24 protein-coding genes and 3 tRNA genes are annotated in these 24,220 nt (G+C 43.7%); 12 read left to right on the top strand and 15 right to left on the bottom strand.

Annotation, left to right across the window (positions count from 1 at the left end; all coding sequences use genetic code 11):
- Positions 1 to 98: 98 nt before the first annotated feature.
- A tRNA-Leu gene (locus ABIB39_RS13085) sits at positions 99 to 180 on the bottom strand.
- Between the two features lie 83 nt (positions 181 to 263).
- The gene (locus ABIB39_RS13080; RefSeq protein WP_354430599.1) at positions 264 to 1,052 is read right to left on the bottom strand and encodes a helical backbone metal receptor; all 789 of its coding nucleotides are present in this window, start codon (positions 1,050 to 1,052) and stop codon (positions 264 to 266) included.
- A gap of 56 nt (positions 1,053 to 1,108) precedes the next feature.
- Between ABIB39_RS13080 and hscB the strand changes: the two genes are divergently transcribed.
- Both hscB and ABIB39_RS13070 read left to right on the top strand, forming a co-directional pair.
- Positions 1,109 to 1,651, top strand: a complete 543-nt coding sequence (gene hscB / locus ABIB39_RS13075; RefSeq protein WP_354430598.1) for a Fe-S protein assembly co-chaperone HscB — start codon at positions 1,109 to 1,111, stop codon at positions 1,649 to 1,651.
- 23 nt (positions 1,652 to 1,674) lie between these two features.
- A tRNA-Leu gene (locus ABIB39_RS13070) sits at positions 1,675 to 1,754 on the top strand.
- A gap of 55 nt (positions 1,755 to 1,809) precedes the next feature.
- Here the strand turns inward: ABIB39_RS13070 and ABIB39_RS13065 are convergent.
- Complete coding sequence (locus tag ABIB39_RS13065; RefSeq protein ID WP_354430597.1) at positions 1,810 to 2,265, bottom strand: winged helix-turn-helix transcriptional regulator; 456 nt, start codon at positions 2,263 to 2,265, stop codon at positions 1,810 to 1,812.
- Between the two features lie 110 nt (positions 2,266 to 2,375).
- Here ABIB39_RS13065 and ABIB39_RS13060 point away from each other — a divergent pair, with 110 nt between their 5' ends.
- On the top strand, positions 2,376 to 3,143 hold the full coding sequence (locus ABIB39_RS13060; RefSeq protein ID WP_354430596.1) for an SDR family oxidoreductase: 768 nt from the start codon (positions 2,376 to 2,378) through the stop codon (positions 3,141 to 3,143).
- A gap of 110 nt (positions 3,144 to 3,253) precedes the next feature.
- Here the strand turns inward: ABIB39_RS13060 and ABIB39_RS13055 are convergent, their stop codons facing one another.
- Positions 3,254 to 3,766: a DUF892 family protein gene (locus ABIB39_RS13055; RefSeq protein WP_354430595.1), complete on the bottom strand. Its 513-nt coding sequence runs from the start codon at positions 3,764 to 3,766 to the stop codon at positions 3,254 to 3,256.
- A gap of 229 nt (positions 3,767 to 3,995) precedes the next feature.
- Between ABIB39_RS13055 and ABIB39_RS13050 the strand changes: the two genes are divergently transcribed.
- Positions 3,996 to 4,166: a hypothetical protein gene (locus ABIB39_RS13050; protein ID WP_354430594.1), complete on the top strand. Its 171-nt coding sequence runs from the start codon at positions 3,996 to 3,998 to the stop codon at positions 4,164 to 4,166.
- A 1-nt stretch (position 4,167) separates the two neighbouring features.
- On the opposite strand, the gene ABIB39_RS13045 is transcribed toward ABIB39_RS13050, so the two are convergent.
- Genes ABIB39_RS13045 through pbpC form a run of 3 tightly spaced genes read right to left on the bottom strand, consistent with a single transcriptional unit; the run spans position 4,168 to position 7,593 of the window.
- A complete protein-coding gene (locus ABIB39_RS13045; RefSeq protein WP_354430593.1) occupies positions 4,168 to 4,533 on the bottom strand; it encodes a VOC family protein in 366 nt (121 codons plus the stop codon).
- A 15-nt stretch (positions 4,534 to 4,548) separates the two neighbouring features.
- Complete coding sequence (locus ABIB39_RS13040) at positions 4,549 to 5,253, bottom strand: 3'-5' exonuclease (protein ID WP_354430592.1); 705 nt, start codon at positions 5,251 to 5,253, stop codon at positions 4,549 to 4,551.
- 9 nt (positions 5,254 to 5,262) lie between these two features.
- The gene (gene pbpC / locus ABIB39_RS13035; RefSeq protein WP_354430591.1) at positions 5,263 to 7,593 is read right to left on the bottom strand and encodes a penicillin-binding protein 1C; all 2,331 of its coding nucleotides are present in this window, start codon (positions 7,591 to 7,593) and stop codon (positions 5,263 to 5,265) included.
- A gap of 72 nt (positions 7,594 to 7,665) precedes the next feature.
- Between pbpC and ABIB39_RS13030 the strand changes: the two genes are divergently transcribed.
- From ABIB39_RS13030 to ABIB39_RS13020, 3 genes are read left to right on the top strand one after another with little or no spacing between them, the layout of a single operon-like run.
- On the top strand, positions 7,666 to 8,394 hold the full coding sequence (locus ABIB39_RS13030) for a glycosyltransferase family 2 protein (RefSeq protein WP_354430590.1): 729 nt from the start codon (positions 7,666 to 7,668) through the stop codon (positions 8,392 to 8,394).
- 2 nt (positions 8,395 to 8,396) lie between these two features.
- Complete coding sequence (locus ABIB39_RS13025) at positions 8,397 to 9,107, top strand: tRNA1(Val) (adenine(37)-N6)-methyltransferase (protein WP_354430589.1); 711 nt, start codon at positions 8,397 to 8,399, stop codon at positions 9,105 to 9,107.
- A 49-nt stretch (positions 9,108 to 9,156) separates the two neighbouring features.
- The gene (locus tag ABIB39_RS13020; protein ID WP_354430588.1) at positions 9,157 to 9,651 is read left to right on the top strand and encodes a metallophosphoesterase family protein; all 495 of its coding nucleotides are present in this window, start codon (positions 9,157 to 9,159) and stop codon (positions 9,649 to 9,651) included.
- Positions 9,652 to 9,655: 4 nt separating this feature from the next.
- On the opposite strand, the gene rnhA is transcribed toward ABIB39_RS13020, so the two are convergent.
- A complete protein-coding gene (gene rnhA / locus ABIB39_RS13015) occupies positions 9,656 to 10,123 on the bottom strand; it encodes a ribonuclease HI (RefSeq protein ID WP_354430587.1) in 468 nt (155 codons plus the stop codon).
- A gap of 119 nt (positions 10,124 to 10,242) precedes the next feature.
- A complete protein-coding gene (locus ABIB39_RS13010; RefSeq protein WP_354430586.1) occupies positions 10,243 to 12,336 on the bottom strand; it encodes a heavy metal translocating P-type ATPase in 2,094 nt (697 codons plus the stop codon).
- 107 nt (positions 12,337 to 12,443) lie between these two features.
- Here ABIB39_RS13010 and ABIB39_RS13005 point away from each other — a divergent pair.
- Positions 12,444 to 12,517 (top strand) — tRNA-His (locus ABIB39_RS13005).
- A 90-nt stretch (positions 12,518 to 12,607) separates the two neighbouring features.
- On the opposite strand, the gene ABIB39_RS13000 is transcribed toward ABIB39_RS13005, so the two are convergent.
- Positions 12,608 to 13,174, bottom strand: coding sequence for a cupin domain-containing protein (locus tag ABIB39_RS13000; RefSeq protein WP_354430585.1), 567 nt, complete (start codon positions 13,172 to 13,174; stop codon positions 12,608 to 12,610).
- A gap of 300 nt (positions 13,175 to 13,474) precedes the next feature.
- Here ABIB39_RS13000 and ABIB39_RS12995 point away from each other — a divergent pair, with 300 nt between their 5' ends.
- Positions 13,475 to 14,569: an MBL fold metallo-hydrolase gene (locus tag ABIB39_RS12995; RefSeq protein ID WP_354430584.1), complete on the top strand. Its 1,095-nt coding sequence runs from the start codon at positions 13,475 to 13,477 to the stop codon at positions 14,567 to 14,569.
- Between the two features lies 1 nt (position 14,570).
- On the opposite strand, the gene ABIB39_RS12990 is transcribed toward ABIB39_RS12995, so the two are convergent.
- Positions 14,571 to 15,755, bottom strand: a complete 1,185-nt coding sequence (locus tag ABIB39_RS12990; RefSeq protein WP_354430583.1) for a metallophosphoesterase — start codon at positions 15,753 to 15,755, stop codon at positions 14,571 to 14,573.
- A 246-nt stretch (positions 15,756 to 16,001) separates the two neighbouring features.
- Complete coding sequence (locus ABIB39_RS12985) at positions 16,002 to 16,370, bottom strand: hypothetical protein (RefSeq protein WP_354430582.1); 369 nt, start codon at positions 16,368 to 16,370, stop codon at positions 16,002 to 16,004.
- Positions 16,371 to 16,480: 110 nt separating this feature from the next.
- Between ABIB39_RS12985 and ABIB39_RS12980 the strand changes: the two genes are divergently transcribed.
- A complete protein-coding gene (locus ABIB39_RS12980; protein ID WP_354430581.1) occupies positions 16,481 to 16,822 on the top strand; it encodes an RNA recognition motif domain-containing protein in 342 nt (113 codons plus the stop codon).
- An 89-nt stretch (positions 16,823 to 16,911) separates the two neighbouring features.
- Positions 16,912 to 17,760, top strand: a complete 849-nt coding sequence (locus ABIB39_RS12975) for a phosphatase PAP2 family protein (RefSeq protein WP_354430580.1) — start codon at positions 16,912 to 16,914, stop codon at positions 17,758 to 17,760.
- 22 nt (positions 17,761 to 17,782) lie between these two features.
- Here the strand turns inward: ABIB39_RS12975 and ABIB39_RS12970 are convergent, their stop codons facing one another.
- From ABIB39_RS12970 to ABIB39_RS12960, 3 genes are all read right to left on the bottom strand, one after another.
- Complete coding sequence (locus ABIB39_RS12970) at positions 17,783 to 18,913, bottom strand: TFIIB-type zinc ribbon-containing protein (RefSeq protein ID WP_354430579.1); 1,131 nt, start codon at positions 18,911 to 18,913, stop codon at positions 17,783 to 17,785.
- Between the two features lie 21 nt (positions 18,914 to 18,934).
- Positions 18,935 to 20,044 carry an SPFH domain-containing protein gene (locus ABIB39_RS12965; protein ID WP_354430578.1) on the bottom strand — a complete coding sequence of 370 codons (1,110 nt, stop codon included), beginning with the start codon at positions 20,042 to 20,044 and terminating at the stop codon, positions 18,935 to 18,937.
- 123 nt (positions 20,045 to 20,167) lie between these two features.
- A complete protein-coding gene (locus ABIB39_RS12960) occupies positions 20,168 to 21,052 on the bottom strand; it encodes an AraC family transcriptional regulator (RefSeq protein WP_354430577.1) in 885 nt (294 codons plus the stop codon).
- A gap of 172 nt (positions 21,053 to 21,224) precedes the next feature.
- Here ABIB39_RS12960 and ABIB39_RS12955 point away from each other — a divergent pair, with 172 nt between their 5' ends.
- Positions 21,225 to 24,218 carry a glycosyl hydrolase gene (locus ABIB39_RS12955; RefSeq protein ID WP_354430576.1) on the top strand — a complete coding sequence of 998 codons (2,994 nt, stop codon included), beginning with the start codon at positions 21,225 to 21,227 and terminating at the stop codon, positions 24,216 to 24,218.
- The last annotated feature ends 2 nt before the right edge of the window (positions 24,219 to 24,220 follow it).

Genomic DNA, 24,220 nt, shown 5'->3' with positions numbered 1-24,220 from the left:
GCCCGCATCATGAGGTAACCTTTTGGCTTTCGTTAGCGGTGGTTTTTATAATCACAAAAAAAGCCGTTAACTTATTCAGTTAACGGCTTTAAACTTAGTGCGGAAGAAGGGACTCGAACCCCCACGCCTCGCGGCGCCAGATCCTAAGTCTGGTGCGGCTACCAATTACGCCACTTCCGCGTTTGGTTTTTTAAGAGAGTGCAAAGATAGCGTAAAATGCAACATTTTAAAATTCAATTGTTCTTTTTTATTTATCTGCCTCATTACATTGATGTTAATTTATCTATAAGCTTATTAAAATAGCCCGGCGAATGCAATAAGCGGCTTCCGTACCATGAAAACAACTCGCCATCAACCAATAATACTTTGGCATCCGGCAGCATCTTCTTAAACTCTTCAATGTGTTTTTGGACGAAGGGGTAGGGTTCTGATGAGAGCAGTATCACATCCGGCCTGGCCGCTTTGATTTTATCAATGGTTAACTCCGGGTAGCGGCCTGCCGATAGTACGTTTGTTAAGCCGCATAGTTTAAGCATGCTGTTTATAAAAGTGCCTTGCCCTGCGGCCATGTAGGGCTTTCGCCAAATAAAATAAGCTACACGCGTTTGTTTGCTTATTGGTTTAATGTATCCAAACCGTTTAAATATCTCGTTAGATAATGCCGAGGCTTCGGTTTGTTTGCCGGTTACTTCGCCAAGTTTATTAATCATGCTGAGGGCGCTGTGCAGGTCGTGTATATCGCTTACCCAAACGGGATAGTGGCGCATTAGCTCTTCAACCTGGCTTTGCTCGTTTTCTTCTTTGTTAGCTATGATCAGGTCGGGCTTTAGCTTATAGATAGCTTGCAGGTTTAATTGCTTGGTGCCGCCAACTTTGGCTACCTGTTTAACTATATCGGCCGGGTGGATGCAAAATTTGGTAATGCCAACAATTTGCCCGCCCCGGCTAAGGTCAAATAAAAGTTCGGTTTGGGATGGTACAATGGAGATGATTCGCCGCGGAGTATCGGGCAAATTAACGGCATTGTTCATCTGGTCGTAAAATACCGGCATATAGTAATTTCGGCTTTGTTATTGTGCTAAGGTAAATTAAATTTCAGCCATCAAAAATGAGTAGTTTTGTACCGATGAATTATTTTGAATTTTATAACATCCCGGAATCCTTTAAGCCGGACGCCGCACAGATAAAAAAACAGTTTTACGCTTTAAGTAAACAGTTTCATCCCGATTTCCATGCCAATTCGGATGACAAGAAACAGCAGGAAATTTTAGAACTATCCACCCTAAATAATAAAGCTTATCAAACCTTAAGCGACCCAAATAAGACCCTCGAATACATTTTAAAACTCCACGAATTGGTAAGCGAAGGTGCAAAACCGGCGCTCCCGGCAGATTTTTTAATGGAGATGATGGACATTAATGAACGCCTTATGGAAATTGAAAACGCAGAACAATTTGGCGCTATTGGTGCGGAAGTTGCTGCAATTGAGGGTGATATGACCGAGGAGCTAAACGGCTTTACAAGCGATTACGAAACCCTTAACGATACCGCAAAAGAAGACAGGCTAAACCACATTGCAAATATTTACTACAGGCAAAAATATCTGTTGCGAATTAAAGAGAGTTTAGATACATTTGCAGCCCGCTTCTAAGCAACAGACTTGCTTAAGAACATGCCCAGCTGGCGGAATTGGTAGACGCGCTGGTCTCAAACACCTGTGGGAAACCGTGCCGGTTCGACTCCGGCGCTGGGTACAATTTATGAAAGTAGCCAATTTTATTGGCTACTTTTTTTATTTGTGGGAAATTTCTAATTTGTGTTTATTGATGTTCTATTGCTACTTGTAGTTGCCTCCATTTGCTTTTCTAATTGTTTTGCCAATGATTTTATAAATTCATTCTTATCCTTTTTCACCTCTTTTATTTTCTTTTTTACGTCGGCAGGATTGTCAAAATATTTATCCGCCCACAAATGGATTTCTACAATAACCGGAAGTAGAGCTACCGCTTTTTGTGTAAGATTATACAAAAATTTTGCTTTGCTGTTGGGGTGATCCAACTTTTCGATAAGCTTCGCCTCTTCCAGGCTCTGAAGCCTTGATGCTAAAATATTTGTTGCAATTCCTTCCGCCGATTTTAGAAACTCCCCATAGGTTGATTTTTGAAAAAACATCATATCCCTAATAATGAGTAAAGACCACTTGTCGCCAAAAATATCTAATGAGCCGCTGATCGGGCAATCTGACCTTTTTTTTAATTTTTCCATTCGATAAATTATTAATAAAAAAAACTTGCAATTTAAAAGTGGATTAATACATTTGCACTTGCAATATGCAAGCAAATATAAATTTAATTATCAGACCTGAAAAATAAATCATGGAATTAAAGGGAAAAACAATATTAATCACCGGGGGAGGTGCGGGTATTGGATTAGAAGCTGCTAAACAATTCTTATCCAACGGCGCAAAAGTAATTATCACAGGACGAAACCAGCAAAAATTGGATGCAGCTAAAAAGCTTTATCCTGCGCTAACTGCTATCAATAGCGATGTAGCTAAAGCCGATGATGCACAGTTACTTTTTAATCGGATCAAAGAACTCGGCGGAATCGATATCCTGTACAATAATGCAGGCGTTATGGGCGGCCCAAAAAACCTGGGGATAGCTAACGATAAGCATTTTGAAGTGGCAAAGTATGAAATGGACATCAACTATCTGGGTGTAATTGGTATGAACAACCTGTTTATAGAGATGCTGAAGTCAAGAGAAGAAAGTGCAATTATCAACACGACATCTGTTTTAAGTTACGTGTCCTTCAATCTTTCGCCAACCTATTCTGCATCCAAAGTAGCTATGCGATTTTACACCGAAGCATTGAGGGATCATTTGAAGATCCTCAATAGTACTGTAAAAGTGTTTGAGCTGCTGCCACCGGTGGTAGCGACGGAGATGACAGAAAATCTGGAAGCAAAAGGGATCTCGCCGGAAAAACTGGTTAAAGCACTTATCATGGGTATTAAAAATGATCGTTTTACAATACGTGTTGGGGATACTAAATTGCTGTACTTTGTTCACCGTTTCTTTCCCAAACTGGCTTATGGTTTAGTAAATAACGCAAAAAATGCAAGTCAGCTTCAATCATAATTCTATTTTTTTTACACCCCCCATTCGAAGCCCGATTGACCGAATCAATTTTGGTTTTCTTATGTATTTGTTTGAGCTTTCAATTTTATTAACGAGGAGGGAGTTATCATTTAAACAGCCTCCGTTAAGTATTCTTCCGCAACGTGGTGGAACAATTTAGCATTATCGTGGCTCATATCCATGCATTGCGCTATTAGGTGCTGGTATTGTTGGTATGCTAATTTTTGGGCAATCATGTTTAGGATCCTTCCCGCACCTATTTGCATGTTTTCTACAACATTCATGTAAAAAATAATCGACATATCACTTTGATAATGCGCGTCTTCCTGATAAATTATCTGGGTAAAAGCTTCTTCGATAATTACATTCATGCCAAGGCAGCACTCCGTTAATGCGGACTCGTTAAGTTGCGAAAATACCGATTTCAAGCATTTTAATTGCTCGTTAGTATCATCCAATTCCTCGCTTAAAGCAAGAACAAGGACCCCGAAATTGGCATGGCTGATCAAAGTTGGGATGCTTTTAATAAGATGATGTTTCGCCGCATATAAGATGCTTAACTGATTGATAAAAATTGTACGAATAGCCGAAGTACCCAAGCTGTTGGGATAAGTAATTTTCATTTGGAAGGGAGTAGTAAAGATGTATATGCGTAACAGGATCCGCGTAGTCCCACAATGTACGTAATTATTTCACGCGATAGGCAAAACGTTTCTTAAGCATATTATCCCGCAAGTTTGGTGGCGCTATTTTGTCAGTTAATGCAAAATTTTAAATATTTGATTATCAAATATTTAAAATTTTTTCCCTGCGTTCACGGCCGTGAACGTGAACATTTAAAATGTAATAGGCATGCGAAGCATACGTATGCGAAGGATTGACAATTATTATTATCAATCGCTCAAGAATGTTGAATTTGATCTCACCAGCACTTACCAGGAAACGGAGCACTTCACGCTGACAAAATTATTTTTGGATAACCCCAAAGCATACTTGCGGCATTTGATGGAGACTGAAGAATAGTCTATTTCACAAATTCGCCAAAATGCCACAGCACTCCCGATGGATCGTGCACGAAACACTCCTTGCCCCAAGGCTCGGTTCTGATAGGGGTTAGCCTTACATTTTTATGCTTGCCGGGCAAGTCTAAAGCCACAAGTTCCTGCCAAAACCTTTCCACGTCATCTACCTCCATAAAAAGCATGGTGTTGTCTATCCAGTCTTTTACATAGAAATCTTGTAAGTAAAAGCTTAGCGTGCCGCTTTTAAAAACCGACATATTGTGCGATAAAACCGTTTCCTCAAACCCAAGGTCGCGGTAAAAGCTGCGCGAAATTTTAAAATCTTTAGCGCCGATAAACGGGCGGAGGGATATGCCTTTATGTTCCATGTTGTTGATATTTAATTAAACTATAGTGATACAATCTTCCGTTATCAGATATTCGCCCCGGTACCTGCGGATGAGTTGCGCGGTGGCAACCACATCTTTTTGGCAATAGGTGCAAATACGCGGCAGGTCGTCATCTACCCAGTAAATGTGGCCAACCTGGCTGCCATCAATATCGTCTTTAGGTGTGGGTATGTTAAATATCGCGGTTAGCAAACTCAGCGAGGTGTAGTTTTTATAATCGCCGAATTTCCAAAGCTCCATGGTATCCAGGTGAGGGATCTCCCACGGCTTTTTGCCCTGGATCTGTAAATGCGGCGGGAACTGCACGCCGTTGATCAGCATGCGGCGGCAAATGTACGGCAGGTCGAATTCCTTGCCATTGTGTGCGCAAAGGATCATGCTTAGTGGCTGCCCGGTCAACATCTTGCTAAAATCGTCCAGCAGTTCTTTCTCATCGTGCCCGGCGAAAGATTTTATGCGTAATCCGGGGCGTTTGCCATTGGTAAATATCCCTACCGAGATACAGATGATCTTCCCAAACTCGGCCCAAATGCCGGCGCGTTCGTAAAACTCTTTAGGCGTTTCGTCCTTACGCTGGTATTGCGATTTATGCGCCCAAAGTTCCTGCAGGTTGTCGGGCATATCATCATAGTTGCTGTATTGAGGTACGGTCTCAATATCCAGTACCATCAGGTTGCTAAGGTCGTATTGTTCAAGCATGGTACTAAGTTATTTATTCTTATCCAGCACCTCAAAATTTATTTGCAGGGTGTTGCCGTTAGCGTCTACCAAAGTAAGCTTATGCTTGCCCGGCACCGGGTTTAAAGCCATTTGGTGGTAGGCACCGCTTTCGCCGATGTACTTATCATCCAAATGCCAAAAGATCTTGATACCGCTTTGCCTGTGTGCGGCATTGCAAATTAACCTGCCCCGTTTACCATCAGCTTCTAACGGCACATAAATCTTCGCGCCATCTTTCGGGTAGATCAGTTCCATAGGGTTAGCTTCGGCCTGTTCGCAGCCGGGGGCAAAAGGCGGCAGGGTGTGGTACTGGTAGTTTTTGGTTTTGTAATAATACTCCATGGATGGCGGCAGCACAAACCAGCTTTTGTTGAGCATATTATCCTGCGAAGTGCAGTTACCCGTCACCTGAAATTTTTGATCGGCAGATAAGTGAACCAATTTATGCCACGGACAAACAGGCGCTTTTAAACCGCTTTTAGGTACTAATTGCTCAACCGGGTGTTCGCAATTTGGTCCCGCGCGATAGCCACTTTCCTTACATACGTTTATCTTTACCATTTCGCCGGTGGGAGTATCAAACCACTCTCGTGCGGCAGGCAGCAGGCGGAAAATATCAAATAGCACCGGCGCGGCGGTATGGATGCCGGTTAAACCCGGTCTGCCTTCGCCGTCGGTATTGCCTACCCAAACACCAACCACATATTTTGGGGTGATGCCAATTGCCCATCCATCCCTGAAACCGAAACTTGTACCTGTTTTCCAGGCGATGCGCTGGGTAGAGCTGAACTGCTGCCAAAGCATTTCTTCGCCGGGGCGCATCACTTCTTCCATGGCTTGCAGGGTATAAAATATCGAGCCGGCATCCAGCAAGCCGTTCTTTTCTGCTTTTGGTTTTTCTGTTTTCGATAAGGTATAAACCGGAGAATGGTAATCGTAAGGGTCGTACCTGGCTGTTTTGTTGTAATGGTTAAGTATCCTCGCCATATCCGCGTAAGCGCCCGTAAGTTCCCAAAGGGTGTTTTCGCCGCCACCCAAAATTAGCGATAAGCCATAATGGTCGGCAGGTTGATTGAGGGTGCTGATGCCCACTTTTTTCAACTTGTCATAAAAACGTTCATACTTATATTGCTGCAGCATTTTTACTGCCGGTATATTCAGCGAGCGGGAGAGTGCATTAGATGCGGGCACCGCACCATCATAGCCCAAGTCGAAGTTTTCGGGGTGATATCCTGCAATTTGCGTAGGCACATCCGGGATGAGGCTATTGGGTAGTATCAACCCATCGTGCAGCATGCTGGCATACAGTAAAGGCTTTAATGTACTCCCCGGACTGCGCGGGGCATCCACAACATCCACATCACTTTCCATTTCAGGGTTTTCGCGGTGCGATATATTGCCCAGGTAGGCCAGTGTCGCACCAGTTTCTACATCAAGCACTACAGCGGCTATATTGTTAATGTCATTAGCTTTTAAAACCTGGTGATGCTTTTCCAGTATATCGGCAACCTGTTCCTGTAAATTGCTTTTGAGGGTCGTTTTTAGGCGTGTTAAAGCCTGTTTGTTGCTTTTAAAATCAGCTTTAAAACGTTGCAGTAAGTGCGGGGCCATTTGGGGCAGGGCCATAGGCTTTTCGGGCACGGGTTCAAATTTGGCAAGCGATGCCGTGGTGCTGTCTATGATGCCCTGTTGGAAAAGTTTATCGAGCAGGGTATTCCGTTTGCGTAATAAAATCAACCTGTTTTTACCTGGGTGTACCAATGAGGGGGAGTTGGGTAATACCGCCAACGCAGCCATCTCTCCCCAGGAGAGCTTATCTGGTCCGCGGCCAAAGTACCGCCACGATGCGGCATCCAGGCCAATAACGTTACTGCCAAAAGGTGCGTTACTGGCATACAGTGCCATGATCTCTTTTTTACTATAGGTAATTTCCAGTCGCATGGCCCTAAAGATCTCGCCAAGTTTGTTCCATACGGTGCGTTTATTTCTTGTACTCAGGCGGATTACCTGCATGGTTAACGTGCTGCCGCCGCTGGTTACCTTCTTAGCTTTAATATTTTGTTTTATGGCGCGTCCAAACGCCAGCGGATCGAACCCCCAGTGGTAATTAAACCTTTTATCCTCAAAAGCGATAATACACTTACTAAATTTTTCGGGAACATCAGCGTTGTAAGGGAATCGCCACTGGCCGTCAGTAGCGATGGAGGCGCCAAGTAATTGCCCCTGGTCGTCGTCGATAACAAAGGAGGTGGGGCTGCTAAATAACGGCTTGGGTAAACAAAGTGCAAACCATAGCAGCAAAGCAAATAAAATAGCCATTAATATCAGTACTTTTGGCTTTTTGAGACTTTGCTTTACTCGCGATAGCATTAATTTGGCATTTTATAATCCATGATGAAAATAGGTAAATTATCAATAATTATCCCGGCTTATAACGAGGGTGGCACCATCCACCTCATTTTGAACAAGATAAAAGCTGTGGAGCTGGTTGATAACATCCAAAAAGAGATCATTATTGTGGATGATTGCTCTACCGATAATACGGAACAAGCTGTTGCCGGTTACCAAGCCCAACATCACGATATCGACATTAAATACCTTAAACACCCGGTAAACAGGGGTAAAGGTGCGGCATTGCACACGGGCATCGCGCAAGCAACGGGCGATTACACCATTATACAAGATGCCGATCTGGAGTACGATCCATCGGAATATAACGACCTGCTGAAACCTATTTGCAACGGCTTTGCCGATGTGGTTTATGGATCGCGCTTTATGGGTAGCAATCCACACAGAATTTTGTTTTTTTGGCACACCATAGGTAACCGCTGGTTAACTTTCTTATCAAACATGATGAGTAACCTTAACCTTACCGACATGGAAACTTGCTATAAGGTGTTCGATACCAAGTTTATACAGTCTATTAAATTAGAGGAGCAGCGCTTTGGTTTTGAGCCCGAGGTAACTATTAAGATCTCCCGCATCCCCCGCATCCGTATCTACGAAGTGGGGATCTCCTATTACGGACGTACTTACGAGGATGGAAAGAAAATAGGGTGGAAGGATGGCGTGCGCGCTATTTACTGCATCCTGAAATATGGTTTATTTAAAACCAGGTAAGAGTGAGTATCTTCAAATTTAAACAATTTGATGTAGACCAAACCGACTGTGCCATGAAGGTGAACACCGACGGCGTTTTGCTTGGCGCACTGGCCCATGCCCATAACCCACAAAATATTGTTGATATTGGTACCGGCACTGGCGTTATCGCCCTGATGCTGGCACAACGGTTTGAAACCGCTAAAATTGATGCGGTAGAAATTGACCAGGATGCCGAAAAAATGGCTGGTGATAATTTTAAAAATTCGAAATTTAATAACAGGTTAACTTCACATCTTAACTCGTTCGAAGATTTTTTTGAAAGTCATGGCGGCACTAAATTTGACGTTATCGTATCAAACCCGCCGTTCTTTTTAGATTCGCTGATATCGGCAAATGATAAAAAAAGCCTGGCACGGCACACAGGTATTGCATTTTTTGAAAGAATGCTAAAATACACCGCCAATCATCTAACAAATCCCGGCACTTGCCAGTTAATTTTGCCGTTGGATACAAGTGCGCTGATCAGAAAGTTATTGCCAACTTACCAGTTATACTTGCAGAAAATTGTTTCAATAAAATCTTTTATTTATTCTGATCCGCATAGGGAAATAATCATTTTTGGTAAAGAGCAAAAGGACCTGTTACAGGAAGAGTTGTTTATTTATGATGAGCCAAAGGTTTACGCAAAACAGTATCAATATTTATTAAAGGATTTTTTAACGATATTTTAAATCTAATCCCGATGGCTATCGCGACGTACATTTTAAATCCGTAATCAGCATGACCCGCATAGGACTAATATCAGATACCCACGGTTACCTTGACGATGCCGTTTTTAAGCATTTCGAAAACTGCGACGAGATCTGGCATGCCGGTGATTTTGGGGATATTGAACTTGCTGATAAACTTGCGGCCTTTAAACCGCTTAAAGGCGTTTATGGTAACATCGACGGAAAAGACATTCGCCAGGTGTACCCCGAGCACTTGCGTTTTATGTGCGAAAAGGTGGATGTTTGGATGACCCATATAGGGGGCTATCCCGATAGATATGCACCCAATGTAAAGAGTGAAATATACACTAAGCCTCCGGGGTTATTTATCAGCGGGCACTCGCATATTTTAAAAGTTATTTTTGACAAAAAGATAAATTGCCTGCATATAAACCCGGGTGCAGCGGGTAAACAAGGATGGCACAAGGTGCGTACCTTAGTAAGATTTAGCGTTAATGGCAATAAAATAGAAGCATTGGAAGTGATTGAATTAAACGGACGATAATATATTACGCGCCCGCTTTGGCAGATTCCATTTCAAATACCGAATCTATCTGCAGGTCTTTTTGTTTGCCGGCGGCTACGGCTAACTGGTCGCAGCGCTCGTTTTCGGGGTGGCCGTTGTGGCCGCGCACCCAAACAAATTTTACCTGGTGCACTTTAGCGATGTTTAGGTACCGCATCCAAAGGTCCTTGTTTTTTTTACCTACAAACCCTTTGGTAACCCAGCCATTTACCCAACGTTTTTCAATCGCGTCAATAACGTATTTGGAATCGGAGAAGATGGTAACATGCTGGTTTGGAGATTTGATAGCTTCCAGCCCGGTGATAACGGCCAGAAGTTCCATACGGTTGTTAGTGGTTTTACGGAAACCGCCCGAAAGCTCTTTATAGTGCTGCCCCGAGCGCATAATAACACCAAAACCACCCGGACCCGGGTTGCCACTTGACGAACCGTCTGTAAAAATTTCTATCATTTGTTAGCTTGTGGTTGATGGTTCTTAGATAATAGGAGAACGATCAGCTTATAAAAACCCAAAAATATAAAACTTTATGAAACCACAACTGAATTGAAGCTACTATGATCTATGAACCATTACCTATCTACTTTTTTCACCTTTAACCGCAACGAATTGCCTATCACTATAACATCCGAAAATGCCATAGCCAAAGCGCCAACCATTGGGTTTAAAAAGCCAAGTGCGGCAACCGGGATAGCTACTATATTATAGGCGAACGCCCAAAACAGGTTTTGTTTGATGGTAAGTAGAGTATGCCTGCTTATCTGCAAAAACTTCACTACCGATTGCAGATCGGTATTCAGCAAAATCACCTTAGCCGACTGGATAGCTATTTGGCTGGCATCGTTCATAGATACGCCAACGTCTGCCTGGGTTAGGGCAGGGGCATCGTTTATACCGTCGCCTATCATAATGGTTTTACCCTTTTTGCGGTACATGTCAACCACCTTAAGCTTATCATCGGGCAGCATTTCGGCATGTACTTCGGTAATGCCAAGCACTGCCGCTACAGCCAGGCAGCGTGTTTTTTTATCGCCGCTCACCAATACCGGGGTAATGCCGTCTTTTTTCAACTGGGCTATCAAACTTGCTGCATCAGGTTTTATAGTATCATCAACCGCTATTTGCGCCATACGTACCTGATTGCGGTACAAAGTCAAATTAAAATTATCCAGCGTTTTATGTTTAGCTGTGCCCAGGAAGTAATTGTTGCCGTCCACATCCTCGGCGCGCATCCCTAAGCCTTTTTCTTCCTTAACGGAGCGGAGTATCAGTTTATCTTGTGGTAACGATTGTAGTTCGATCACCATAGATTTAGCAATCGGGTGGTTGGAACGTTCCTCTATAGCTGTTATTACCCCACGGATGTGCTCCATGGTAAAACCTTCCTCGGGTTTAATATTATGGATACTGAATTTACCCGTGGTAAGCGTCCCCGTTTTGTCAAATAGCACATATTTGGTATTGGCAACCGCCTCGATGGTATCGCCGCCCTTTATTAAAATACCGTTTTTAGCCGCACGACCTAAACCCACCATAACCGCCGTAGGCGTAGCCAAACCCATAGCGCAGGGGCAGGAAATAACCAACACGGCTATTGCATGCATCATAGATTGTTGCAGGCCGGCATCGGTAGCAAAATAGGTTATTATAAAGGTTGCAAGGGCTATCAGGATCACTACAGGGACAAAAATCGAGGCTACCTTGTCACCCAGTTTTTGAACGGGCGGTTTAGCGGCCTGCGCCTTTTTCATCAGGTCGATGATCTGCGACAGCGTACTATTAGATCCTACTTTGGTAGCCATAATACGGATGTTACCCTGCTGCAGGATGGTACCGCCAATTACCTTATCGTATTTGGTTTTAGTCACCGGGATGCTCTCGCCGGTTATCATAGCTTCGTTTATGAGCGCGTCACCGGATATAACTTCGCCATCCACAGGCACCTGGTCGCCTTCGTTAATCAGAAGGGTATCGCCGGATAATACATCTTTAGCGCTTATCACCTCGATACCGCCGTTGATAACCCGGTTGGCATTTACCTGCTGAAATTTCATCAAATCTTTAACAGCTGATGTTGTTTGGTTAACCGAACGTTTCTCCAGCACGTTACCTAACAATACCAATGTGATGATGGTTGCGCAAGTTTCATAGAAAAGATAATGCTCGCCAAGGTTTTGAACGGTGCCTACCAAGCTATATATAAACGCTGAGGTTGAACCTACGAAGATGAGCACATCCATATTGGGTACACCATTTTTTAAGGAACTGTAGGCGCTTCTACCAAAGTGCAGACAGCCAACCGCGAAAACGGGCAGGCATAATATCAACTGTACTACCGGGTTATGGAAAAAATGCCATGGGAACAGCATGTGAAGCAGAAGCGGAGTGGTAAAAATGGCGCAGAAAATAAATTTATTCTCCACCTTGTCGTAAAACGGGGTGGGCTGGATGTTCTCTTCATCAACAACTTTAAAGCCGAGGCCCTCAATATCTTTGATGATCTGTGGCAGGATAGATTGATCGGCAGTGCTAAATTTTACCTCTTCGGACGCAAAACTAACTAATACATCCTGCAAGCCTTTCTTTTCCAATAATTTATGGATACTCATCGCGCAATTATTGCAATGCATCCCGGTAACATTCAACTCCACTAACTGCTCTGACATAGCTACAAATTTAATCTAAGGCCCTGTTAAACAGGTAAGCAGAGTGTAATTTTAAAAAATGCTTTGCAAATTGGGTTTAGATTTCTATTTTTGCAGCCTCCAATACGGTAGATGTAGCTCAGTTGGTTAGAGCATCGGTTTGTGGTACCGAGGGTCGTGGGTTCGAGCCCCATCATTTACCCGGATGCCTCCTGAAGAAATTCAGGAGGCTTTTTTTTGTTTGAAAAGTTTAAAGTAAACAGTGAGGTGGTAACACCGACCATAGCCAATATCATTCAATTTTTAGCGGCTGTCCTACAATCTGCATTTCGTTATCTGCGAAAAGTTTAGCCAGTTCATCATGATTTGGTTCATGATCTAACCCCGCCAGGGTAACAAAGAAATTTTCCATCTTGCCTGCGGGTTGAAAAGTAACCGTCATCTTACCTTTTTCTGAAACCTGAGTCCACGCATGTGGAACTTTCATCGGCAGGAAAATACTATCACCTGTAGAAAGATGATATTTATCATCACCCACTCTAAAATAGTATTCTCCTTCCAGAACATAAAATATTTCGTCCTGCGCATAATGGATATGCAAAGGCGTCCCTCTGCCTTGCGAAAGACTTGTTTGTTCAAAAACTGCAATATTTCCATCAGTGTCTGTCCCGGATACTTTAACATCCAGTATATTTGCATTAACACCTTTTAGTTTAATATGGCCATGCAGCCTGCCCTCTCCGTTATTGGTTTTAAAACCTTTACCTGTTTTCATATTATTTTGCCTGTCGAAAGATTTTCCAACCAGTGGTATTGCTGCAAGTGTTAGCACATTCGAAATAAAAATTTTCCTTTTCATTTTTGGTACTGAATTAAAGGCTGTAAAACGATTTGTAAATTGAAACGTATATAAAAGTAGATAATACATTAAACAATTGAAAATAAATTAGATATGCTGAACCCGTAAAGCCCTAATTAAAAACTTCTGAGTCAATTTAAGACGTGTTATCGATTTGGCTTTTTCGTGTTCAGGTTTTAAAAGTCGTTTGCTTGATAACATATCTCAAGAAAATTAATCAGTCTTTGCAGGCTAAACCATCCGTATTATCTGTTTTCGGGAAATAATCGGCAGGGCTTAACGTTATTAGCCTTTTAGTGTATGAAGTATTGGTGTTTGGGGATTTTTACGTTTGTGCTATTGCTGATGGTAAATGCCGGCTGTGGTTTGGTGAAATCGGTAGGTAAAAACCCGCAGGGTGAATCGCTTGCCGGTTTAGACACATTGCCTAATTTCAAAAATGGCGCTTTTGAAAATATAGCCGAACTGTCTGATTCTACCGTAAAGCGCAATAAATTACTGTTGTTGTTCCACAACCGTTCTAAAATAACCCGGCCTTCCCATGCACTTCCATGGGTAAAAACCGATCTTAAGGCACTGGCGTCACCTGCGCCAACAATCGTTTGGTTTGGGCATTCGTCTTTGCTAATTAAAACCGGGCAGGGCAACATACTTATTGATCCTATTTTTAATAACCATGCAGGGCCAATACCTGGGGTAGTTAGGGCATTTAAAGGCACCACAAATTACCATGCAGAGGATATGCCGCCAATAGATGTGCTTATAATATCTCATGATCACTACGACCACCTGGATTATAACACCCTAAAAAAATTGAAAAGCCGTATCAAAATGGCGATAGTGCCAAAGGGTGTAGGTGCTGATCTTGTTTATTGGGGGTATGACCCTAAAAAGATCATGGAACTTAATTGGAACCAATCGGTAACGTTGCCCAATGGCCTTAAAGTAACCGCTACCCCGGCGCAGCATCGTAGTAACCGCACTTATACTAAAGCAAATAAAACACTTTGGGCATCTTATGTGATACAGGCAGATTGCTACAGGTTATTTTACAGTGGCGACAGTGGTTATGGGCCACTATTTAAACAAATTGGCGAGCAATATGGCCCTTTCGATATAGCGCTACTTGAATGTGGCCAGTACAGCCCCAATTGGCCATGGGCACATTTGCCGCTTGGGCAAGCTGCCCAGGCAGCTGTTGACCTGCGGGCAGGTTTACTACAACCTATTCACTGGGCAAAGTTTGAGGCATCTGACCATGCCTGGAACGCACCTATAAAAAAACTGTTACCCGCTGCCGATAAACTAGGCATACAAGTAAATGTGCCGCGTATTGGGGAGCCATATACCTTGGGTGACCCGCCAAAGAGGGCCGTTTGGTGGGATTTCTTATAAATTACGCCAACCTGCGTTTAAGCGTAATTACAGCTATTTCGGGCCACATGCCTATGCGGCCTTTAAGGCCTAAAAAACCAAACCCGCGGTTTACATAAAGGTATTTTCCGGCTTGTTCATAAAGCCCGGCCCATTGCTTATACACATATTTGATCGGGCTCCATTTAAAGCCAAACAATTCGATGCCGAATTGCATTCCGTGGGTATGGCCCGCAAGTGTTAAGTGGATATGTTTGTGATGGCCCAGTGTTACCGCGTCCCAGTGAGAGGGATCATGCGACATCAGGATGTTAAAGCTGTTCGGGCTTAGTCCGGCTGCCGCCTTTTCCAGGTCGCCATATTTATGAAAACCGCCTTTGCCCCAGTTTTCTACGCCAATAAGGCTAATGTGCTGCCCGTCTTTGTTAATACTGATGGCCTGGTTTAGCAATAATTTAAATCCAATGTCGCCATGCACCTGTTTTAAGCGGACAAGATTGTTTTGCTTTGCAGTTTCGCTTTCCCATTGCACGTAGTCGCCGTAATCATGATTGCCTAATACTGAAAATTTGCCATAGGTAGACTTAAGTTTAGCAAATACCGAAATCCAGCGGTCCATTTCAGAAGCTTTGTTATTAACCAGATCGCCTGTAAATAAGATAAGGTCGCTGGCTTGGTCATTAACCATATCAACACCCTTTTGTACGCCTGCATCGCTGCTAAAGCTACCTGAATGAATATCCGAGAGCTGCGTTATTGTAAACCCATCAAAAGCTTCCGGCAGATCGGCGAAATATAGTATTTCCCGGCGTACACGATAAAAATGCCGGCCACGCGTAATGCCAAATAATACAACCAGCAATATAATTGCTGCAAACACTGCAGTAAGCTGACTCACCCATATTGCGCGCGACGGGAAGCCCCTAAAAAGGCGAATAAGGTCTTCGATAAGTAATACCGGGAGCGAGAACAGGCGGGGCACAAAAGTTAATAACATAAATGCCATAAGACCGGTTATGATTACTTGGGCGATTTTACCGCCGCGTGGCAATAACATTATCAATACTACCCCGAATAAAAGAATGATGTCTATACAACGATAAGCCAGGTGGATGACAGGATTTGCAGTAATTGTTTTTACAACCTGGAAAAAGTAAATGTCGGTGAATAACCAAAGTAATAGGATAAGAGGAAGCCGTTTTGCCATAAGATGATGACGAACATCCAAACCAAACATTTTAACAGAACAAAATTAATGAGAATTGAATGACAATTACCCTGAAATTATGCTGTTCCTTAAAAGGAAATACGTTTTTCGTTTAGGATAATCTGAAATGTATCGGCGATAACATCGGTTATAATTAGAAGGGGAATAAGTTGTAATTACACAGCAAAAAATTAATAGATATATACTTACGTAAGCCCTAATAAACATCAGGCTTCATAAGATTATTTATCGCAACCTCATGTCATCCGCCACGATCCGTTCTATCATTTGGCTATGCGAAGGGCTGTCGTCGCTTGCGTTAACGTCTATGGCGCCGTAGTTGTTCAGGGCATCTGCCGCTTCTTGAGCTTCGCGGGTGGAGTTGGCATGCACAGTCAAGATAGATCCGTTTCGCCCCAACGATGCAAAATGCTTTGCCCGGTTGTCATCATCTACCAGTTGGCTAAAAAAATCACCTATACGGTTCTGGTCGTCCTGCTTATCGCCATGCGTGTGGACGTCTACATTTTCGCCTGTAAACCCGTTTGCTAATAAGTATGAGCTTACCTCTTCGGCAAGTTCGGCTTTTTCAAAGATCCCTACTACTGTTATCATAGCTATTAAATAAATATCTTACTATAATTGTTTTAGCCATCTGCATGTAACAATTACCCGTATGTTTTTGTTAAATAACAAGAATAGCTAATATTGCGTTGTATTTACTTATGACAAAGATCTTCGTCGGCGGGTTTCCGCTTGATATTACCGAAATGGAACTGGTGCAGCTAATAAGCTGGCACGGTGCTGTGAGCACCATAAAAATTGTACGTGATAAAAAAACGCGCGTTTGCAAAGGATATGCCTTTGTAGAAATGGAAGACCGCATAAGTGCCGAAAATGCGGTAATTGCTTTAGATGGTACTATGTTTCAAGGCCGCGAACTTACTTTAAATATTACCGAAGACCAGCCCGTAAAGAAAACGCCAAGCCCAAGGCCATACTCAAAACCAGCTGCATCGGCTGATACACCCGACCGGCCTAAACGCCCCCGCAGGTTGTCATCTTAAACTTAATAATCCGTCAAAACATAAATAGTATTTTCCCGTTCAGTGTTAACCGTTGTTAAAGAACGGTTTAATATTATAATATCTCCCTGTTGAAAAAAGCACTCTACATTGTTTTGCTGTTTATTTGTTTTAACGCGACTGCGCAAACCGTACCTACCGATACGGTTAGGAAGGTGAGCATTGTTGATACCCTTAAAATAGATCTTTTTACCGCGCCAGATACTGTAAAACATCTGCGCAGTAAAACCGCGGCATTGATACCGCCTGCTATCTTGGTTGGCTATGGCTTAAGCTCTCTCGCTCTTAAACCCCTGCAACGGTTCGACCGTTATATTTATAAGGAAGCTAATGAGCATAACTTTTCTACTACAAGGCACTACGAAGATTATTTTCAATACGCACCCGTGGTAATAGTTTATGCCGTTAACCTGGTTGGCGTTCATGGCAAAAATACCTTTGTTGATCGTACGCTTATTTACGTAATGGCGCAGGGGATGATGAACCTTGCCGTTTTCGGATTAAAAAACGCGACCCACCGCCTTAGGCCAAACGGCAGCAATAATTACTCGTTCCCATCGGGCCATACCTCAAACTCGTTTTTAGGTGCCGAGTTTATGGCGCAGGAGCTTAATGAGAAATCTGTTTATTACGGTATCATCGGGTATACCTTTGCCACTACCACGGGGTTATTCCGTATTTACCACCAAAACCATTGGTTTAGCGATGTTGTGGCAGGTGCAGGTTTCGGTATTTTGTCTACCAAGGCGGCATATTTGCTGTACCCATACATCCGTAACGGTCTTTTTAAAGCCGGGCGGGATAAAGAGCAAAACCGCGATGTGCCTTATGAGTTAAAAAAAGAAAAGAAAAGCAGTTCGATATTACTGCCATCTTACCAGGATGGCGTATTGGGTTTACAATTTGCCATGCAGTTTTAACTACTTTATAACTACCGCCCGACTATTGAGGATTTGCGTTTACGCTTTGAAAATAAATTACCGCTGCGATTATTACCGCTATAGCAAATAAAATAGCCAGCGCTATTTTAATGTAGCTTAAAGGCCGCTGACCAATAACTTCGCCCGTGCTGGCATTTACTGTAAACTGGTAAACTTTATTGTTGTAATTGTAAGCGCTTACCCATACCGGCAGCATAATGTATTTTATGGCTTTATCGTTGTATTGGGTAGTGGTGTCATTTATCCGCTGCTCATCGCCGCCAATATCCCTCCGGATGGTATCTTCAATTTCGGCAACAGTTTGTTCCTCTGCTTTTAAAAATCCTTTCTCTGGGTCCAATTGGTAGGTTTCTGACCGGAAGCCGCTGGTATAGCGTTCGTCAAATTTTACCAGGTTGCTAAATTTCCAGGGCTCAAGCTTTACCAGCGTTACTTCGGGCAATGATGTACTTGCCGGGACTATCAGATCCTCAAATTTACAATGCACCCTCCCGGATGCGTCGCTCCAGCGGGTGTGGCGTACTTGGCGGGTTTTGCTTTGCGTTTGCCCGTTAACTGTTTCAGTATAACTTTCGGTTGTATAATAATAATCGCCGCGTTCGCCTGTATAATCGGTAAGGGTATTGGTATCGTACGCCCAATGGGGCAGGTAAACACCGTTTAGTACAGATGAACTGTTGCTTACTTTTTTAGCCAGGTCGTTTGGTGCCCACCATAAACCGGCCAGCCATTTGTTAAAAAATGCTGCACCCTGTTGTTTGGTAACCTCAAACGGTAAAATATAATGCGGCGGCACGTATTGTAAACCGCTTTCCAGGTTTAAAACCAATGGCGATGCGCAGAACGGGCATTTATCTGACGTTACAAAAGAATCGAGCACCGTACGCGACCCGCAGTTATTACAGTCTACAACCTTATGGCCATCAAGCTGCTTACTTGCATCAATGCCGGCAATATAATCCTCATAGTCAAACGATCTAATTACCGTTTCCTTTTGCTGTTCTATGGGGTTGTTTTCGCCGCAGTAATCGCATTGCAGGTTATTAGTGCCGGGTACAAAGTGTAGTAACGCACCGCAGCCCTTGCACTTTAACTCATTGCTAATTTCCGACGGCTTTGTAAGGTCGCTCATGTAATAAGGTTTCGGTATAGGTTATGCTATTGGTGGCGGCTCGTTATCAAAAAAGCCGGTAAGTTCGGCAACGCTACCGGCAGTTGCCCACCCCGCCATTCCTTTTTTCCAAACCATAGTATCTTTACTTATCGCGTTAGCAGTTATCATTTTATCGATGTCGCTCAACGTATGCGGCCCGTCAGATTTTCCATCCTTAACAACATGGTATTGTACCGGGGGGATAGGAGGGGCGGCTTCGGCCGCGTCGGCATTGGGGTCAAACTGGGTTGGTTTAAACACGTTGCCCACTTGTCCCATCATGGCGGCACCAACGCCAAGGCCCATACCTGCCGCACCCAAATTACCGCCAATAGAGTTTTCTGCCGATTTTTCAATCGCGTTAGCAGCCTGAAACTGCGCGTAAGCGCCAAGGTTTCCAATAATGCCCATTTCACTCCGCTTATCAAGCACTTGCTCTACCTCTGGCGGTAGCGAGATATTCTCTACCAATAACTTAGTCAGGTTTAATCCCATTTCAATAAAATCGGGCTGGATGCTATCTGAGATCAGCTGGCCCATTTCGTCGTAATTGGCAGCAAGGTCAAGGATCGATATTTTTGATTGCGCTACGGCATCCATACCGCGTGCCACAATCAGGTTGCGCAGCTGCTCATTAATATTTTCAACTATAAATTGCGGGTTGGTGGCTGCTATCTCTGTAAGGAACTGTTTAGCATCATGTACCCTAAAGTTAAACGAACCGAACGCACGTAACCTTACGGGGCCAAACTCGGCATCGCGTATCATAACCGGGTTTTTGGTGCCCCATTTTTGGTTGGTGAACTGGCGGGTGCTTATAAAATAAACATCAGCCTTAAACGGGCTGTTGAAACCATATTTCCAGCTATTTAAGGTGGTGAGTATGGGCATATTTTGGGTTTGCAACTCGTATAAGCCCGGAGTAAATACATCTGCAATGCGTCCTTCGTTCATAAAAACAGCTACTTGCGATTCGCGCACTGTAAGCTTGGCACCCATTTTAATAGCGTTATCATTGCGCGGAAATTTCCAAACCAGCGTATCCTGGGTGTTATCAACCCATTCAATTACATCAATAAATTCGTTCAGCAGTCTACTAAATAGGCCCATATACTTAAGGTTATGTTTGATTATAAATATGATGAAAAATTAGCTACCTAACCAAATTTTCGCTCTCAATTAGTTTTTAACAGCGGGTTAAAAGTTCAATAATGTTCGCGGTTTAGATTATCATTAAACCAAATTGTTACTGCGCTTCCTGTATTCGGTGGGCTGCAGGCCGGTCTTTTCCTTAAAGATCTTAGAAAAATAAAAGCTCGAATCGAAATTCAGATCGATAGAGATCTCCTTAACCGGGGTATGACCATTGCTTAATAACTCCTTCGCGCGTTCAATTTTTAACTGCAAATAATATTGCCCCGGCGACAGGCCCGTGTAATTTTTAAACAGCTTCCTAAACCGCGAATACCCTACATTTAATTCTATAGCGGCTTGCTCTGCCGAGTATGCATTGCTGATGTTGGAGCGGAAAAGTAACCGGGCTTTATCAATTATCATTTCTTCTTCTTTATTTTCTGTTGCGCTTTGTTTTATTGCTGCATGGCAAATACCTACAAAGTGCATCACCGCGCCCGAGATGAGGGGTTGATAGCCGGGTTTTTCTTTCTTTGTCTCGGCTATGATGCTGTTATAGATATTTAGTACACTCTCGTTAAAACCAATATAGAGGCAGGGGCTATCGGGTTTAAGGTATCCGGATATAACCAGGTTGTCTACAACAGCCCCCTTTATACCCACCCAATACTCATCCCACCCGGTTTGGCTGTCGGGTTTGTAGCGGTGCCTTTCGTTTGGGAATAACACCATAACGGTACCTGCCTTAACGTCGGTTTCCCCAAAACTTTCCGATTCAAAAACGCCCTGCCCGTTAGTGATATAAACAAGCTGGTACTCTTGCAATACCCGCCAGTTGTTCCAGCTAAAATTATGGTGAGCCGGGTGCTCTTTTAAAGGATAGGCGTTTAATGCGCCCACATGTGTACAGCCGGCGTTCAGCACCGTTAGGCCCCAGCGCTCGTCTTCTTTACTAACCGGTAGATATTTGTAGTAGTTGATCATGGCTTCAGTCCCGAAAAATAGCAACAAAAAATTAAATATGGTTTTACACCGCAGGCGCGCAAGTCAAAATATACATTTTATTTATCAAATAGTCCATTTATACTTAATGCTAATCAGGTAGTTTTGAATAACCAGTTATGTGCACCCGCCAATGGGCGTTCGCCAAATACCAATGATTTACAGGAAAACTATTTTGCCCGTATTGCTCCTGATGCTTTTTAGTGTTTTTGCTAACGCGCAAATGGCTAAAATGAAAGCGTCGTTTGCACATCCCGGCGATGCTTATAAGCCCGGCGTTTACTGGTATTTTATGGATGGGAATATGTCCGCCGAAACCATTACCAAAGACTTGGAGTCGATGAAAAAGGCGGGGATAGGTAACCTTGTTTTTTTGGAAGTGAATGTTGGCGTACCGCGTGGCCCGGTGGTGTTTTTAAGCGATAAATGGACGTCTCTTTTTGTACATGCTGAGCATGAAGCCCGCCGTTTGGGCATCGAGATCACTTTGGGCATTGGCCCGGGATGGACGGGCAGCGGAGGCCCCTGGATTAAGGGCAATCAATCGATGAAGCATTTGGTGTCGAGCCAGGTTGTGGTTTCTGCAAGCGATAAGAATATTGTACTGCCTGTACCTAAACCTAAAAAGCCATTTTTCGGCGAGGACAACCTGACCGGCGAATTTAAAAAACAATGGCTGGATTATTACGAGGATGTGGCGGTTTTAGCTTTTCCAACTACAGATAAAAATAATGGAGTTGCTGAATTGGATGAGAAGGCATTGTACGTGCGTGCGCCATATAGTTCGGCGGTTGTTAAACCATATTTGTCAGCCCCCTCTAATAATGCAGATAAAAGCACTGCCATCGCCAAAAATAAGATCATTGACCTTATGGGTAAGATGCGTGCCGATGGTACGCTGAACTGGTTGCCCCCTGCTGGCAAATGGATAGTGATGCGTTTTGGCAGCCGCAATAATGGTGCTATTACCCGCCCTGCGCCTGTGCCAGGCTTGGGTTTCGAAGCTGATAAGTTTGATACTACAGCACTAAACGCGCACCTTGAAAACTATATAGGCAAGCTGCTAAAAAAAATAGGTACGGTAAATAAAAATCAACCCGGCGGTTTAAAACGCCTGCACATGGACAGTTGGGAAATGGGCGCACAAAACTGGACAGCCAACTTCCGTAAAGAGTTTATAAAACGACGCGGCTATGATCCGTTAAAATATTACCCTGTTTACTCGGGCATTATTGTGGGTAGCCCGGAGGAGAGCGAACGTTTTTTATGGGACTTAAGGCAAACCTCGCAGGAACTAATCCTGGCGAACCATGCCGGCCATGTAAAGGCATACGCCAAACGCCACGGCCTTGGTTTATCCATAGAACCGTATGACATGAACCCTACTGCCGACCTTGAATTAGGTAGCGTAGCCGATGTGCCCATGGGCGAGTTTTGGAGCAAGGGCTTTGGCTTTAACTCCACCTACAGTGTTATAGAGGCTACATCCATTGGGCATGTTATGGGCAGATCGCTTGTGCCTGCCGAGGCTTTTACCGCGCAGGACAACGAGGGTTGGAAACAACACCCAGGCTCCATGAAAAACCAAGGCGACTGGGCGTTTGCAGCAGGTATCAACCGTTTTGTTTATCACACATTTCAAAACCAGTTCCTGGCGGATTCCTTGAAACCCGGCGCGACAATGGGCCCTTATGGCGTCCATTGGGACCGCAGCCAAACTTGGTGGCCAATGGTTGGCGGCTACCATGATTATATTACCCGTTGCCAATACATTTTGCAGCAGGGCCGCACGGTAGCCGATATCCTTTATTTAACACCAGAAGGTTCGCCACACGTGTTTGTACCACCATCTTCAGCCATATTGGGCGATACCATAGGCGATAGGCGGGGCTTTAACTTTGATGGTTGCTCGCCGGGCCAGTTGATGGAGGCTACGGTAGTAAATAATAATATTGTTTTTCCATCTGGAGCAATTTACAAAGTATTGGTGCTGCCGGTATATGAAGCCATGACACCTCAATTGCTTACCAAAATTGGCAACCTTTTAAAACTGGGCGCAACGGTTGTGGGCAGCCCGCCGTTGCGCTCGCCAAGTTTGGCTGGTTATCCGCTGTGCGATAGCAAGGTGGAGGCTTTAAGTAAACAGATCTGGGGCTCTATTGCTAAACCAACTAAAGAAATGCGTCGCCAATATGGCAAGGGCACGCTGTTTTGGAGCGGTGCGTTGAGCGAGAATATCGACCATTTATATCCAACTTATGATGCCGTAGCCAAAATCCTGAAAGCTAAAAACGTTAGGGAAGATTTTGTAGCCGATGGCCCGATTAGGTACACCCATCGCACCGCTGCAAAGTGGGATGTTTACTTTTTGAGCAACAAAACCGATAAGCAGGTTAGCTTTACCGGGCAATTTAGAACTATAAAAGGTTCGCCGGAATTGTGGGATGCCATAACAGGTAAAATAAAAAGGGTTGGAGCATTTAAAACTGCTAAAGGTATAACACTTGTACCCTTACAATTAGGCGCTTATGAAAGCTGCTTCGTGGTGTTTTCGGCAAACAATAAATGGAAAGCCTCGGGCTTATCTAATACAACTATTCAAAAGACATTAACAAATTTAACCGGCCCATGGGATGTAAATTTCGATCCTAAATGGGGTGGCCCTGCGCATATCGTTTTTGGCAGCCTTGCGGATTGGACAAAAAGCCAGGTAGATGGCATTAAATATTATTCGGGTATAGCAAGTTATTACAAGAAATTTGATGTATCGGTTGTTGGTTCATCGCCGGTTTATCTTGATCTGGGTAAAGTTAATAACCTTGCCCGCGTTATCTTGAATGGTAAAGACCTTGGCGTGGTATGGACAGCACCATGGCGGATAGATATATCATCGTCCCTAAAACAAAAAAATAACGTACTGAAGATTGAAGTCGCCAACCTTTGGCCAAACAGGCTGATAGGCGATGAGTCAAAACCATACGACGGCATTGTAGATGATAATTGGCCGGAGTGGTTGCTTAAAGGCCAACCACGCACCAGCGGGCGGTACACATTTACCACCACACAACAGTATAGCGGTAAATCGCCATTGTTACCGTCGGGATTGATGGGGCCGGTTACCATAGTTCAGGAAATCAAAAGCAAATAGGA

It is taken from the genome of Mucilaginibacter sp. UYP27, from assembly GCF_040547175.1.
Classification (GTDB): domain Bacteria; phylum Bacteroidota; class Bacteroidia; order Sphingobacteriales; family Sphingobacteriaceae; genus Mucilaginibacter.
This window is presented reverse-complemented; position numbering and strand designations above follow the sequence as displayed.

What these genes read in the sequence shown, in the direction of transcription:
- ABIB39_RS13080 (WP_354430599.1), bottom strand. Translation starts at nt 1,052, where the DNA reads ATGCCGGTATTTTACGACCAGATGAACAATGCCGTTAATTTGCCCGAT.
- hscB (WP_354430598.1), top strand. Translation starts at nt 1,109, where the DNA reads ATGAGTAGTTTTGTACCGATGAATTATTTTGAATTTTATAACATCCCG.
- ABIB39_RS13065 (WP_354430597.1), bottom strand. Translation starts at nt 2,265, where the DNA reads ATGGAAAAATTAAAAAAAAGGTCAGATTGCCCGATCAGCGGCTCATTA.
- ABIB39_RS13060 (WP_354430596.1), top strand. Translation starts at nt 2,376, where the DNA reads ATGGAATTAAAGGGAAAAACAATATTAATCACCGGGGGAGGTGCGGGT.
- ABIB39_RS13055 (WP_354430595.1), bottom strand. Translation starts at nt 3,766, where the DNA reads ATGAAAATTACTTATCCCAACAGCTTGGGTACTTCGGCTATTCGTACA.
- ABIB39_RS13050 (WP_354430594.1), top strand. Translation starts at nt 3,996, where the DNA reads ATGCGAAGCATACGTATGCGAAGGATTGACAATTATTATTATCAATCG.
- ABIB39_RS13045 (WP_354430593.1), bottom strand. Translation starts at nt 4,533, where the DNA reads ATGGAACATAAAGGCATATCCCTCCGCCCGTTTATCGGCGCTAAAGAT.
- ABIB39_RS13040 (WP_354430592.1), bottom strand. Translation starts at nt 5,253, where the DNA reads ATGCTTGAACAATACGACCTTAGCAACCTGATGGTACTGGATATTGAG.
- pbpC (WP_354430591.1), bottom strand. Translation starts at nt 7,593, where the DNA reads ATGGCTATTTTATTTGCTTTGCTGCTATGGTTTGCACTTTGTTTACCC.
- ABIB39_RS13030 (WP_354430590.1), top strand. Translation starts at nt 7,666, where the DNA reads ATGATGAAAATAGGTAAATTATCAATAATTATCCCGGCTTATAACGAG.
- ABIB39_RS13020 (WP_354430588.1), top strand. Translation starts at nt 9,157, where the DNA reads ATGACCCGCATAGGACTAATATCAGATACCCACGGTTACCTTGACGAT.
- rnhA (WP_354430587.1), bottom strand. Translation starts at nt 10,123, where the DNA reads ATGATAGAAATTTTTACAGACGGTTCGTCAAGTGGCAACCCGGGTCCG.
- ABIB39_RS13010 (WP_354430586.1), bottom strand. Translation starts at nt 12,336, where the DNA reads ATGTCAGAGCAGTTAGTGGAGTTGAATGTTACCGGGATGCATTGCAAT.
- ABIB39_RS13000 (WP_354430585.1), bottom strand. Translation starts at nt 13,174, where the DNA reads ATGAAAAGGAAAATTTTTATTTCGAATGTGCTAACACTTGCAGCAATA.
- ABIB39_RS12995 (WP_354430584.1), top strand. Translation starts at nt 13,475, where the DNA reads ATGAAGTATTGGTGTTTGGGGATTTTTACGTTTGTGCTATTGCTGATG.
- ABIB39_RS12990 (WP_354430583.1), bottom strand. Translation starts at nt 15,755, where the DNA reads ATGGCAAAACGGCTTCCTCTTATCCTATTACTTTGGTTATTCACCGAC.
- ABIB39_RS12985 (WP_354430582.1), bottom strand. Translation starts at nt 16,370, where the DNA reads ATGATAACAGTAGTAGGGATCTTTGAAAAAGCCGAACTTGCCGAAGAG.
- ABIB39_RS12980 (WP_354430581.1), top strand. Translation starts at nt 16,481, where the DNA reads ATGACAAAGATCTTCGTCGGCGGGTTTCCGCTTGATATTACCGAAATG.
- ABIB39_RS12970 (WP_354430579.1), bottom strand. Translation starts at nt 18,913, where the DNA reads ATGAGCGACCTTACAAAGCCGTCGGAAATTAGCAATGAGTTAAAGTGC.
- ABIB39_RS12965 (WP_354430578.1), bottom strand. Translation starts at nt 20,044, where the DNA reads ATGGGCCTATTTAGTAGACTGCTGAACGAATTTATTGATGTAATTGAA.
- ABIB39_RS12960 (WP_354430577.1), bottom strand. Translation starts at nt 21,052, where the DNA reads ATGATCAACTACTACAAATATCTACCGGTTAGTAAAGAAGACGAGCGC.
- ABIB39_RS12955 (WP_354430576.1), top strand. Translation starts at nt 21,225, where the DNA reads ATGATTTACAGGAAAACTATTTTGCCCGTATTGCTCCTGATGCTTTTT.